11 protein-coding genes and 1 pseudogene are annotated in these 11852 nt (G+C 63.6%); 6 read left to right on the plus strand and 6 right to left on the minus strand.

Annotation, left to right across the window (positions count from 1 at the left end):
* Position 1 precedes the first annotated feature (1 nt).
* Complete coding sequence (locus MacB4_RS01655) at positions 2 to 886, minus strand: hypothetical protein (RefSeq protein ID WP_206864154.1); 885 nt, start codon at positions 884 to 886, stop codon at positions 2 to 4.
* A 171-nt stretch (positions 887 to 1057) separates the two neighbouring features.
* On the opposite strand from MacB4_RS01655, the gene MacB4_RS01660 reads away from it, so the two are divergent.
* Positions 1058 to 1237: a hypothetical protein gene (locus MacB4_RS01660; protein ID WP_024807294.1), complete on the plus strand. Its 180-nt coding sequence runs from the start codon at positions 1058 to 1060 to the stop codon at positions 1235 to 1237.
* A 9-nt stretch (positions 1238 to 1246) separates the two neighbouring features.
* Here MacB4_RS01660 and MacB4_RS01665 read toward each other — a convergent pair whose 3' ends face one another.
* Together MacB4_RS01665 and MacB4_RS01670 are read right to left on the minus strand one after the other, a co-directional pair.
* On the minus strand, positions 1247 to 2296 hold the full coding sequence (locus MacB4_RS01665) for a sigma factor (RefSeq protein ID WP_206864155.1): 1050 nt from the start codon (positions 2294 to 2296) through the stop codon (positions 1247 to 1249).
* 38 nt (positions 2297 to 2334) lie between these two features.
* Complete coding sequence (locus MacB4_RS01670) at positions 2335 to 3528, minus strand: hypothetical protein (RefSeq protein ID WP_206864156.1); 1194 nt, start codon at positions 3526 to 3528, stop codon at positions 2335 to 2337.
* A 267-nt stretch (positions 3529 to 3795) separates the two neighbouring features.
* Between MacB4_RS01670 and MacB4_RS01675 the strand changes: the two genes are divergently transcribed.
* Together MacB4_RS01675 and MacB4_RS01680 are read left to right on the plus strand one after the other, a co-directional pair.
* Positions 3796 to 4842 (plus strand): MoxR family ATPase, encoded by a 1047-nt coding sequence (locus tag MacB4_RS01675; protein WP_206864157.1) that lies wholly within the window; start codon positions 3796 to 3798, stop codon positions 4840 to 4842.
* 283 nt (positions 4843 to 5125) lie between these two features.
* Positions 5126 to 5977, plus strand: a complete 852-nt coding sequence (locus MacB4_RS01680; protein ID WP_206864158.1) for a hypothetical protein — start codon at positions 5126 to 5128, stop codon at positions 5975 to 5977.
* Positions 5978 to 6153: 176 nt separating this feature from the next.
* Here the strand turns inward: MacB4_RS01680 and MacB4_RS01685 are convergent, their stop codons facing one another.
* Together MacB4_RS01685 and MacB4_RS01690 are read right to left on the minus strand one after the other, a co-directional pair.
* A complete protein-coding gene (locus tag MacB4_RS01685; protein WP_206864159.1) occupies positions 6154 to 6573 on the minus strand; it encodes a putative toxin-antitoxin system toxin component, PIN family in 420 nt (139 codons plus the stop codon).
* Positions 6564 to 6812, minus strand: a complete 249-nt coding sequence (locus tag MacB4_RS01690) for a ribbon-helix-helix domain-containing protein (RefSeq protein WP_206864160.1) — start codon at positions 6810 to 6812, stop codon at positions 6564 to 6566. Before MacB4_RS01690 ends, MacB4_RS01685 begins: the two co-directional genes overlap by 10 nt.
* Positions 6813 to 7437: 625 nt before the next feature.
* Here MacB4_RS01690 and MacB4_RS01695 point away from each other — a divergent pair.
* Together MacB4_RS01695 and MacB4_RS01700 are read left to right on the plus strand one after the other, a co-directional pair.
* Entirely contained in the window at positions 7438 to 7695 is a 258-nt protein-coding gene (locus MacB4_RS01695) for a hypothetical protein (RefSeq protein WP_206864161.1), read from the plus strand.
* A gap of 481 nt (positions 7696 to 8176) precedes the next feature.
* A pseudogene (locus MacB4_RS01700) lies at positions 8177 to 9070 on the plus strand (ISL3 family transposase).
* Between the two features lie 41 nt (positions 9071 to 9111).
* Here MacB4_RS01700 and MacB4_RS01705 read toward each other — a convergent pair.
* Positions 9112 to 10152 carry an IS200/IS605 family accessory protein TnpB-related protein gene (locus tag MacB4_RS01705; protein WP_206864162.1) on the minus strand — a complete coding sequence of 347 codons (1041 nt, stop codon included), beginning with the start codon at positions 10150 to 10152 and terminating at the stop codon, positions 9112 to 9114.
* A 172-nt stretch (positions 10153 to 10324) separates the two neighbouring features.
* On the opposite strand from MacB4_RS01705, the gene MacB4_RS01710 reads away from it, so the two are divergent.
* A complete protein-coding gene (locus MacB4_RS01710) occupies positions 10325 to 11614 on the plus strand; it encodes a transposase (RefSeq protein ID WP_242529280.1) in 1290 nt (429 codons plus the stop codon).
* Positions 11615 to 11852 lie beyond the last annotated feature (238 nt).

The raw sequence follows: 11852 nt of genomic DNA on the forward strand, positions 1-11852 counted from the left end.
CCTAGCCCACCGGCTCTGCCTCGGCCACGCCCGCCTTCTGTCGCACCTCGAGGATCTGCTCGATCAAGAAGAGCTCTTGTTTCCGGAGCTCGCGCGCCTGGTTCAACTCCGCCTCGGAGAGACGATAGAATTCGGATTGGCTTCCGAGGCGGCTCTCCGCCCGCATCCGGGCGACATCCTTGACGAGCTGATCGCGTATCCGCTCCAAATCGCCGAGCTTCGTTTCGAGCGCCAGCAGCGCCTCAGCGGCCTGGTTCCTCTCCATGGCGAGAGCGAGCGCCCGTTCCTCGGTCTGCGCAAGCTTATCCTGGACGGCCCGCAACGCGGCCTCGACGGCATCCGCCTCCGGCGGCCATGGCGCCAAGCTCAAGACCCGATCCTTCTCGAGGAGTGCGGCCGCTTCGCCCGGCATCACGTAGAGCTTGGGAGCCAACCGGCGAACCGCCTGCGCCGCATAGCCGGGCAGGCGTACCATGCCCTCATCCTCGCGAAGCGCCACGAGCGCCCGGGGAGCCGGGGGATCCTCCCGCTTCTGGGAGGTAGCCAACTCGGCACTCCGCCGTAGCAGGAACGCCTCCATCCCGAAGCCGGCAAGGAGGCAGAGTCCAGCGGCCAAGCCGCCAAGCTGGTCCAACGAATAGGCGAGGGGGGAGTGGGAAGCAAAGAAGCTCGCCCGGCCGAGCAGAAAGCTTCCCGCAATCCAGCCGCCCGCAACCCATTTTGCCTTCGGCGTTCGATGGAGGAGAGCCCCATGGGGCCACCAGCCTGCGGCGACCAGGCGCCAGAGGAAGGCGGCGAACCGGCCGGAGGGAGGAGGAGGAGGAGGAACCCCGCGCTGCGCAAAAAGCAGTCCGGCGTAGAGAATGAGAAGCAGGCTCGCATCCATCGCTCTTTCCTTGTGGTCTCCTCGCGCTTATGGCAAACCCAGTGCGCTTCTTCGGGTCCGCTCGCGAACCTGGGTGACGAGGGCACCCGCCCAGGAAACCAGCAGCCCGGGCCGAAATGGCGAGCAAACCGGGCTACTCACAGAACGTACTATTGGAGAAGGATATAGCACATGCGCCAAAAGATTGGACACTACATCGTTGACGTCGCCCTTGCGCTGCTGGTGGCGATCGCGCTCGATCGCTTTGCCCCCGATCCGATCCATTCGTGGCTGCTGAACGGCTGGAACATGACGGGAGACGCGATGGTGGCCGTGGTCCAGTGGGTCGGTCGCCTCTTTCATTCGCGGTAAGGAGGGGGGTTACCGCTTGCGTTTCGCGCTCTCCCTCGGGAGGCGGACAACGCCAGAACCCAACCCTTCCCGGAGAGCGGTGCCCGCAATCAGCCTTTCCCGCGCCATGGGCGCAAGGGCCTCGAACGCGTCGTCGCCGCAAACCACGCAAGCGGCCTCGACCTCCCAGGCGGGATAGTAGTAGCGGAGGGCGACGAAGGGACGCAAGGAAATGGGGCAGTCGCGAAGAATCTCGAGCCACTCCCCCACGAGCTCTTTCCCCTCGACGAGCCGAGGTTCGCTCTTGCGGTCGGGCAGCACCTCGTGGAGGGTACCCACCTCTTCCTCCGCACCGGGCGCCAATCCGGAGGCATCCAGGCTGAGCAGATGTGGGCCAGGGCAGGGCGGATCGCCCTCCACGTCGGAGAGGCGAGCCGCATCCCTCCGAACCTTCCGCTGGCTATGGCCGGTGAGGGAGACGACGCGTGCCCGGAGCGCGCCCGCGGCGATCTCGTTGCGCACCCAGTAGGCGGCATATTGGGGGAAGGAGCTGTTGCGGGTCGGATCGAACCGCTCCAGAGCGCGGTAGATCCCGATGATTCCGTCGCTGCGGATCGCCTCTTGGATCTCCGGTCGTTGCTGCTCGGTGACGAAGCGGCGCACGATGCGCAAGCCCGCGATCACGAGAGGCTCCGCCACCGCGGCGACATGCATGCGACACCGCCGCCACTCCACCGCGGCGAAGGAGCCGTCGCCTTCGGCTACCTCACGCAGGTCATTCCACCAAAATGTATTGAGCTTCAACCGATCGAGAAGGGCGAGCACTCCATCGAGCGCAAGGGAGCGATGGGAACGGAGCAGCGAGATCAGCGCGATCACCTCGGCCGCGTTGACCCGACGTTGCCGACTCGGCTCGTGGAGCAGCAGAAGCCGCTCGGCCAAGGACTCCCGAGCGGCGGGAACCGCCAAGAGCGCAAGCTTCTCCTGGCGTAAGGCCTCTTGATATGCACCGACCCCCTTCACCCAGTCGATGGGAGTGCTGCTTTGCTCGTCGCAACCCGGCTCCTCCGCAAGCTTCACGCTTCCTCTTTTAGGACAGGAGCGTTAGGACAGGAGCGCTATCCGCTCCGGTCGCATCCCCGAGTAACGGGCGCTCCATGCGCCATTCTCCGTTCCGCGGAGCTCCACCCGTTTCGCAAGAGAGTCGCCTCGATTTGGCGCTCCTGCGCGCCAGCCTGGCGCTCGGCTCTCCCCAGCGCCTCCTCGACGATCGCCCGCTCCTGCGGCAGAGCGAGCAATGCAGCGGCCTTTCCGGCCGATTCGCGGATGGCGGTGCCGCTCGCCACATCGGGGTAGAGACCGCTCCGACTATCAAAGAAATCCTTCACCGACCAGAAGACGATGGCGAAGGCCCGCGCATAGGGATCGGTTACCTTCTTGCTGGCAAGAAAGTGGAAGAAATGAGACGCCGCGTTCTCTGCCCCGGCACGAAGCTCCCCGCTGACAATGTCGAAAAAGCGGAAGCGCTCCGCAAAGTGATCGGCGTTCTCAGCCTTGCTTCCGCAAGCGAGGGCGACCCGCTTTGCGGCCTTTCGCGCCCAGCGGGTGGGAGCCGCCGGGCTGACATGCTCGAAGAAGATCCGCCCCTGGGCGTCGGCGAGCACCCGCTCGCGTCCATCCCGCATCGGACGATAGTATCCCTTCGCCTCCCATGGCCCAGGTTGCTGCAACGCCTCCTCCGCTCCGGAGAGCAGCCCATTGTCCCGCAGCAGCGCGTCGCTGCGGCTCTGGTAGGCGGAGGCCAGCTTATCGTAGACATCGGCCAAGAGGCGCCGCTGATCGCTCGGCAGAGACCGGTGGACGCTCGAAACGAACTCTTCGAAGGAAGGAATCTGCTCCCCGTCGAGAGCCTTCTCCGCCCGGTCGTCCGGCTCCGAGAGGGATGCGCAGGGTCTTCCCCTCCGATCGGTCACGTGCGCCAGCTCCCGCAGCACGGCTGGATTGCTTTGCCACCGAGGGTCGCGCAGCGCGAGAGCCGTCGCCCGGCACGCGGCACTGTCGCTCCGGGCTTCCTGGGCCCTTTGCGTCTGCTCGAGCCTCTGGGCAAGCAGGGTCCCCAAGTCGGGAGCCTGCGCGAGCGGTTGCACCCGATCGGGAAGAGAGTCGGCTTCCCGGCAGAGGGCGGCCAAGCCAGAGCGGCTGAACGATGGGGCGGCGATCCGGATGACCTTTGCCCCTCCTTCGCCGCTCGGGCCAAGCACCAGAGCGGCCTCCGCCTCGTTGAGGATCGCAAATCCGTTGACCTCGTGCATCGTTCTTCTCGGGGGAGAATCGGGTCGGCTCTGACAGGACGGGGATCAGCCGCTCCGTTCCGGTCTCCGCAGATCCCTCTGCTTGGGGGGGGCGGCTCGCAGGACAACGTTCTCCTTTTGAGCGGGGAGAGAGCCTAAGCCGGGATCCTTCCCCTGTTGGAGCCAGGGCCCGAGGTCCTGTCCGTTCCGGGCCTGGCAGACCCGGCTCTCCTTGGGAAAGGGGACGACAGAAAAATGAATCGGTTCCATATCCTATGGAGTAGGTCGATGGAGCATCCGTCGGCAACCGAAGCGGCAGAGCCCGATCCGGCGAGCTCGGGTTCGGCGCCCCGGCTCGCCTTTCCCCCCGACTACATCTTGACGGATCCTGCAGCGATCTTGGCGGTGGAGTGCGCCGTCCATTCGATGGGGCTCGACGAATCGATTGCGGCGGTCCTCCTCGATGGACCCCCCGGATGCGGCAAGACCTTTCTTGGGAAGTCCCTCGCCCGGGCGTTGGGAGCGAGACGTTATCTCTTTCAGTTCTTCCCGGGCTGCGGAAAGGAAGAGATCCTTCGCGACCGCTCCCTGGACGGGCAGGGGCTCGTCCCGGGCCTCTTCCCTCAAGCGATTGCCTCCTCCCGGGAGCAGAAGACGGTCCTCATCCTCAACGAGCTCGACAAGGCCGACGTATCGGTCGACAGCTTCCTCCTGGACTTTCTCAACGAAGGAGCGATCACCATCCCTCAGCTGGGCGGAGAGCTGCGCGCCGATCCCAACCATCTCTTTGTGACGATCACCAAGAACGATCTCCGGGATGCGACCGAGGCGCTGATCCGCCGCTGCCGCTGCGTCTACATGGGCTGGCCCAGCCTCGAAACCGAAGTCCGGCTGATCCAGAGCGTCTGGCCCTGGGCGACGAAGCCGCTTTGCGAGCCTCTGATCTCCGCCGCCAATCAGCTCCGCCAGCACCCGGGAGTGAAGAAAAAACCCTCTCCGCCCGAAATCACCCGGCTGCTGGGCGACTGCTGGCGCATCCGCCGGCGCAACCTGACCCTCTTGGAGTGGAGCCGCTTTCTGGTGGCCGGCCTGGTCCCTCTCCCGCAGGACCGCAAGTACCTCGAGGAAAACCCGATGGCTCTGGCCGCGCGCGTCCGCTCCCTGATTCTTGCCGCGGACCGGCGGGCGGAAGCGCCAACGGGCGGGCCAGCGACGCGGGCGAACGGAAGCGGCAATGGATCCACGCGCATCCCGCCGTTCAGCGAAGAGATCCACTCCCAGGGGCCATCGGAGCCCGCCCGACCCGAGCCTCACGGTCCGGGCTCGCCGGGATGAGTGCGCAGAGAGCCGATCGCCGTCGCTTCCCTGCCGCTCTGCACGCGAGCTGCGCGGCATTGGCTGCCCGCACGGATCGCAAGCCAAACGCTTCGGAAGTGCCGCCTCGGTGGCTCTCGCACCATTGCCAACGGAACGGATGGCCCCGCTCGGAGCATAGGCACAACGCTCCCGTTGCCGGGAAAGCCCGCGGTGGGCAGGGTGAGTGGAGGAAGAGGACTGCCGTGGCTGCGAGAGGAAGATGCCCCGAGGCGAGGAGTGGCGGTAACCTATCGTTAGATCCATGGCGCATGACTGGAAATCCTCCCCTTCGTTGTCGCAGCAGATCTGGGTCCTGCTTTGGTCCGCTCTTCTCCTCCTCTGGATACCGCTCGACCTCCGCGCATACTGCCGACCATACCATCTTCAGCTCGTCTCCGTACGGCGTTACTACACGCTCTTCCTCTCTTCGGGGCAGGAGGGGGTTGGGGTAGGGCAGCCGCTGCTGCGGGAGACTGGGCTCCACCGGTTCCGCAACTTCGACTCCCGCTGCAGGAACCCCGTCTTCTGGCGGGAGCTCCCCGAGCGGCCCTATCTCGAGTTCCGCGCCTCCGTCGATGAGAGGCCGGTTCTGGTAGAAAAGGATGGCAGCACCTACACCATTCGCGTGACCTATCCCGGCTACGAGGAAATCGAGGTCCGTACCGATACCCTCCAACGGGTCGTTCCTCAAGGTTTCCTAGGGAAGGTCGATTTCTTCGAGGATCGGATCATGTGGGGCGGATGGCGGCCGCCGATCGAGGACTACTGGATCGTTGTCGACCTGGGCAAAATGTATGCCGCCTACCAGCAAAAGCCCCTCGTGGGCTCCCCTCCGCCTGGCCAGGCTCCTGCCTTTGACCAGGCTCCCCCGACCCCGCGCCCGACCCCCGCCTTTGGGTTGAGCAGCGGCTCTCTGCCCAATCTACCTCCCCCCTCTGTCCCAAGGAGCGCTCCTCCGCCCACGTTCCAGCAGTTTCTTACGAGCCAGGTGATCCAGCTCCTTCCCGCCGGGTATCGGATCGAGGGGAACAGGGTCTGGTGGCACTGGAAGCAGATCTACGACTCCGACTGGGATAAGCGGCTCCATGTCGAATGGAGGGCCTGGTATCGGTAGGAAGGTTTCCCGCGAGGAATGCGGGTTCTATGGTTTTAGCGGGAGAGGCCGCCTCAGGGCAAAGAAAGGAGGGGAGCCTATTTTGCAGCTGGCAGCGCCTAGCAGGGAATATCCTCCTTGGTTGCCGCAACGAGCGTGGGCCTTGCTCCGGTCTAGAGGAAGTTGACCGGCGGGCATCAGAGCGCTTGCGAGCAGAAAGTCGCCGGAGTCACAATGCGTGAACGGCCGATGCTTTCTCGTTCCAGCAATCCGGCTCGACGGTCACCAGTCACCAAGTAGTCGGCGTCACCCGCCAGTGCCATCGCCAGGAGGAACTCGTCGTTCGAATCCGTCGCTTCGACGCCTTCTGGCAGAGGCGGTAGCGCGTTCAACACGATGACACGCTGCATGTTGTTGACCATCGTGCCGACACGGTGAGCGGGCAAGATGGCTTTGAGCTTCGGATAACGGCTCGCACGGCGCAGCTCATCGAGCTGCGCTGCCGACGTCACTAGCTTAAACCTGCCCTCCCGCCAAGCGCGGTAGATCCTGTCCGGCGGACCATGCGGAGAGATCAGCGCGCCGAGCAACACATTGGTATCCAGGACTACTCGCATTGACGCTCACGAGCCCATTGCACCGCCTCCACGATGAGGTCATTCAATTCCGTTTCCCGTACGCCAGCCGCAGCGGCCTTGGCTTGAGCGACCGCAGTTTCCAACAGCGATGAGCGCACAGCTTCCTCAACGAAACGGGACAGGTCGCCTTTGCGTCCGCCGCCCTGGGCTGCCAGGAACATGCGTAGAGACTGATCTACGTCTGACGAGACGACGATGTTCCAACGAACAGTATTCATGGAGCTCCCTCCAAGTAAGCGTTTGGATGTGTAGATGCTTATACATCTTTTCGCTACTTCTTGCAAGAGATCGATGCATCGCCGATGAGGCGCGCGCCGAGACGGAGAGATTGGGCACGTTGGCTCCCCTCGGAATTGAGTCGGCAAGCAGAGCGGATTTTGCGCTCAGGGGTGGCAAGAAGCGGAGGAGGCGGATCGACTTGTGGCACTCCCGGACCGAGTGGGTCGCTCGGGTTCCTTGGGCCGACCGCCCGAGGATGGGGTTCGGCTGGCAGCTCCCATGGGCTAGCCGCGGGCGGCTCGCCCCCTTCCGGGAATGTCCCAAGACGATCCAGGAGCACGTGCGGGAATCATCGCCTTTCCCCAGGGCCGGATCGCCAACGAAACCATCGATGAGAGCCACGGGCGGATCGAGATGGCGGGATGGCCAGGAGCTTCGGCGCCCTGGGCATTGCCGCGTCCCGTGAAGCAGGAAGGTTGGGGCTCGCTCTTCCAGGGCTACCCGCTGGAAAGGGGGAAGGGGGGTCCAGCGCGGCCGAACGCCTCATCCTGGCTGAGAATCAAATTGACGGGCAGAGGCCGACGTAAGTTCAATTTGTCCTAGTAAGTAAGAAAGCAGACCACCATGCGAATCCTACTCCTCCCCCTCCTCCTCGCCGTTGGCCTTCCGACCTGCTCTTTACCCTGGGGCGGATCCGGCAATCCTCCCCAGCAACAGCAACAGGGAGGGCCTCCGGCCGGGGCCGCCAGGATGGGCTTCTTCGGCTTCCTCCCCGGCGGCTGTCCGCCAGTCACCGAGCAGACGCGGATGGAGGTCAACAACATGATCTACACGGCGATGGGACACAATGACATCTGGCTCCTCGCTGAATTGAGTGGGTAAGGGGGGGAGCGGATTTCGGTTAAGGGATGGCAAGAAGCGGGGTTCTTGCCCTCCGTCTTCGACGGATTTTTGGGGAGAGAGGAAGCCGTCAAGGACACTTCGACTTCGTCGATCCTCCTTGACGGCGGATTGCCAGACCGGGCTGCCTGGTGGATGCTTGCGGGATGGCTGCGAACAAGCTTTTTTGCTGCGGCGCTGCAACTAGGTTCGGAAGGGAAGGTGAGCCGGAGTGAGCTCTCCGCGAAGGAGCACACTCTGAAGATCTGGCTCGGGTTTGGAGCAAGGTCATCGGTTCACCTCTCCGGAATGTCGAAGAGCTTCCCCCGTACACGACACGGTGGAGAAGCGGTGGAGGCAGATGCACTTCGAGCAGTACCGGACCGAGTGGATCGCTCGGGTTCCTCGGATCAACTGTCCGGAGCAGGGAGTTCGGCTGGTGGAGGTTCCTTGGGCCAGGGCGGGGAGCGGGTTTACTCTCATGATGGAGGCGGTCATTTGGATGCTTTCCCGGGAGATGTCGGTTTCCGCGATGGCGGAGATGCTCAAGGAGCAAGATACCCGGCTCTGGCGGGTCTTGGGGCATTCCGTGGAAAAGGCCTACCGACGCGAGGACTGGAGCGGGGTCAAGAAGATCCTGGTGGATGAGACCAGGAGCAAGCGGGGCCACCGTTCCGTGACGGTCGTTACCGATGCGGAGAGCCGGAAGCTGCTCTTCCTTGCCGAGGGGAGAGGAAAGGAGGCTCTGGAGGCCTTCGCCAAGGAGAGGAAGGAACAGAATGCCGATCCGGGGCAGATCGAAGCGATCTGCATGGAGATGAGCCCCTCCTCCATCTCTGGAGCCCGGGAGGTTTTTCCGAAGGCGGAGAGGATTTTCGATCCTTTCCCGCTCATGCCGATGGCGGGAGACGCGGTCGACCAGGTGCGCAAGGAGTTCGGGCGTCAAGGGTTGCTGCCGAAAGGAAGCCTCTGGGCGCTCCGAGGCAACGAATGGACGCAAAGCTAGGAGCAGAAGGGTCTGCGGAGTTCCCTTTGCGCCGCCTATCCTCGATTGGGAAGAGCCATTGGGTTGCGGGAGGCTCTCCAAAAGATCCTCTCCCAGGAGGATCCCCAAGAGCTCCGCTGGTGGTTCCGGTGGGCGGATCGCAGTCGGCTTGCTCCCTTCCGAAGACTCTCGAAAACCATCCAAGAGCATCTGGGGGGAATCATCGCCTTTCTCCAGAGCCGGATCACCAACGGAACCATCGAAGCGATCAACGGGCTGATCCAGCTGGCCAAAAGGATGGCCAGAGGCTTTCGGAGCTTCCGCTACCTAAGAATTGCCGCGTTCCTCAAAGCCGGAAAGTTGCGGCTCGATCTTCCCGCTCTACCCACTTGAAACAGCGAAGAGGCCCCTTGATCAAGGCTCCTTGTCGTGCATCATCGCCTCTTCCTTCGCTGCTTCTTCGGCGTGTGCCTGGGCGTTCTTGCTATGCCGTTCCTAAAAACATAGACAAACATTCCACTACCAGGGAAGGTCGTCGATGACGTCGGCCGAACCGTTCTGCCGACGGTTCGCGTGCCGGGATTGCGCCGGCAATGCCCAGGTTGCGCCCAATGCCCGCGTTTCCGGGAGCAAAGGCGCGGGCGGCTCTCGCAAGCCTCCCGACCGGGCATGCGCTGCCTGCGCCGCTTTGAGCCTCCTCCGAACCTCCGACCAGAACGACCACACAGGCTTCGCCCGATTCCTCGCGGGTAGGGCAAAGGTGAGGTGGCTGCCATTGCGGGCCGGCGCGGGCGGCCTCCCGCACGGTCGGACGCTTGGGAGAGGCCCAAGCCTCTCCTGGCCACGGCATAGGCCGCGCCCTGGTGAGAACCGATGCCGTGACGACGCGCGTGGTTCATGGCACCCATCATGGAAGTATAGGCCGGATCGACTTCGATCCCCTCGACTCCGGCTCGAAAACACCCCACCTTGAGCAGGGAAATGGTCTTGGAGTAGCCAAACGACGAGATCTTCCTGGCGGCGGATGGACTCGCCACCTCAAGCTCAGCCCTTCTTTTCTTGAGATCCAGCCGCTCAAGGACCAGGGGAAGACCACGCTCCCGGGCCATCTCCACAATCATCCTCGCCGCGTCGCCGATGATCGCCTTGGCTTGATCTTCGGTCTTGCCGTAGAGGTTGAGATCCACCCGAAGGGCCCGCCGCAGGTTGCCGAACCGTTCCGTCTCCGCCACGGCCAGATGGTCGTGGTTGATGTCGATCCCAACCGCTCCCGCCAGACGGCTTGTCGCAACGGGAACGGGCCTGGCCGGGACGCTCGCGAAGACCCGCCAGCCCTTCCGGTCCCTTAAAAAGCGGTAGCTTACCGCCACTCCCTCCCGCTTCCGGACAGGCTTGCCCGTCTTGGTCTGCGACAGAACGATCCGGCTCGCGGCAAGCCCCTGAAGGATCTCCTCCTGGCCGTAGGCGAATCGCACGCCGGGAATGACCGGGTGCGCGACAAGCCCCGTCCTTCAGGGCGGGGAAGGATAGCGCGGTCGTCCTTAGCTTTGGCTGGGTGTCTGTTGCTGGATGGACTCGTCACTGGACATTCCACGGAGACCAAGGAACGTTTGCATCCATCATGATACGCCCGTATGATTGAGCGCAATGCGGCGGCTGCAAGCCTTCCAGTACCAACTGCGGCCAGACGGCCAGCAAGAGAGGCAAATGCGCCGCTTCGCTGGCTCGTGCCGGGTTGTGTTCAACGAGGCGTTGCACTTGCAGATGGCGCGTTACGATGCCGGGGAGAAAAAGCTCAGTTACGCCGGGCTGTGCAAGGAGCTTACGAAATGGCGTAACGGCGAGCCCATGCCTTCCGGGCGTGTCGCGGCATGGCTGGCCGATGCGCCTGTTCATCCCTTGCCACAGGCGCTCAAGGATTTGGAGCGGGCCTACAGTAACTTCTTTGCCCAGCGGGCCGACTTCCCGCGCTTCAAGAGGAAGGGCCAGTCGGATCGCTTCCGTTACCCCGACCCGAAACAGATCAAGCTCGACCAGGCAAATAGCCGCCTGTTCCTGCCCAAGCTGGGCTGGCTGCGGGTCCGCCTCAGCCGGCAGGCGCTTGGGACGGTGAAGAACGTCACCGTCAGCCAGTCCTGCGGCAAGTGGTACGTGAGCATCCAGACCGAGCGCGAAGTCGAGCAACCCATCCCGAAGGGCGGCGCGGTCGGCATCGACATGGGTGTGGCACGGTTTGCCACCCTCTCGGATGGCACGTTCTATGCGCCACTCAAGAGCTTCAAGCGGCATGAAACCGCCCTGTGCAAGGCGCAGCAGGCCATGAGCCGCAAGATCAAGTGCAGCAACAACTGGAAGAAGGCCAAGGCCCGAATCCAGAAGATTCATTCCCGCATCGGCAATGCCCGCCGCGACTCCCTGCACAAAGTCACGACCACGATCAGCAAAAACCACGCGATGGTGTGCATCGAGGAGTTGCAGGTGCGGAACGTGTCCAAGTCGGCTTCGGGCACGGCGGATGCGCCGGGAAGAAACGTTCGGGCCAAGCCTGGACTGAACAAGTCCATCCTCGACCAAGGCTGGTTCGAGTTCCGGCGGCAGCTGGAGCACAAGATGGAGTGGAGAGGCGGCTGGCTCCTTGTCGTGCCGCCGCAGAACACGAGCCGGACCTGTCCGTGTTGCGGCCATGTGTCGGCGGACAACCGTCGGACGCAAGCCCGGTTCGAGTGCGTGGAGTGCGGTTTTGAGGAAAACGCCGATCTGGTCGGCGCGATCCATGTTCTAAGGGCGGGACACGCCCGGATCGCCTGTGAAGTGAGCGGCATCGAGTCGCCAGCAGCAGGAACCCGCCGAAGCGGCTCATTCCGGTTCAAGCCCGGATTGAGCGCCGTAGGAATCTCCGGGCTTTGGGCCGGGGAGGATGTCAAAGAAACGGGATGAATGGCGCGGAGAAAGTGCGCATCGCCTTCGTAGGCAAGTCCGCGCCGAATCGCAAGGATGCCGTTATTCACGCTGCCGCGCCTTCAGTGTGCTCCAGTGTTTCGAGAAACCACAACCGCCTTGCGAGCACAGTGCTGCCATAGTCGTGGTGCCCGGCGTTCGGTCGCAGGGATGTCGGGGCTTTGGGCGATGCGCCAGTGGATGATGTCCAGTCGAGCAACGGCGGTCTGCCACACCT

Source organism: Methylacidimicrobium sp. B4, from assembly GCF_017310545.1.
Classification (GTDB): domain Bacteria; phylum Verrucomicrobiota; class Verrucomicrobiia; order Methylacidiphilales; family Methylacidiphilaceae; genus Methylacidimicrobium.

Coding starts and splice junctions, on each gene's coding strand:
- MacB4_RS01710 (WP_242529280.1), top strand. CDS start 10,325: ATGCGGCGGCTGCAAGCCTTCCAGTACCAACTGCGGCCAGACGGCCAG.
- MacB4_RS01695 (WP_206864161.1), top strand. CDS start 7,438: ATGCGAATCCTACTCCTCCCCCTCCTCCTCGCCGTTGGCCTTCCGACC.
- MacB4_RS01690 (WP_206864160.1), bottom strand. CDS start 6,812: ATGAATACTGTTCGTTGGAACATCGTCGTCTCGTCAGACGTAGATCAG.
- MacB4_RS01670 (WP_206864156.1), bottom strand. CDS start 3,528: ATGCACGAGGTCAACGGATTTGCGATCCTCAACGAGGCGGAGGCCGCT.
- MacB4_RS01660 (WP_024807294.1), top strand. CDS start 1,058: ATGCGCCAAAAGATTGGACACTACATCGTTGACGTCGCCCTTGCGCTG.
- MacB4_RS01655 (WP_206864154.1), bottom strand. CDS start 886: ATGGATGCGAGCCTGCTTCTCATTCTCTACGCCGGACTGCTTTTTGCG.
- MacB4_RS01685 (WP_206864159.1), bottom strand. CDS start 6,573: ATGCGAGTAGTCCTGGATACCAATGTGTTGCTCGGCGCGCTGATCTCT.
- MacB4_RS01680 (WP_206864158.1), top strand. CDS start 5,126: ATGGCGCATGACTGGAAATCCTCCCCTTCGTTGTCGCAGCAGATCTGG.
- MacB4_RS01675 (WP_206864157.1), top strand. CDS start 3,796: ATGGAGCATCCGTCGGCAACCGAAGCGGCAGAGCCCGATCCGGCGAGC.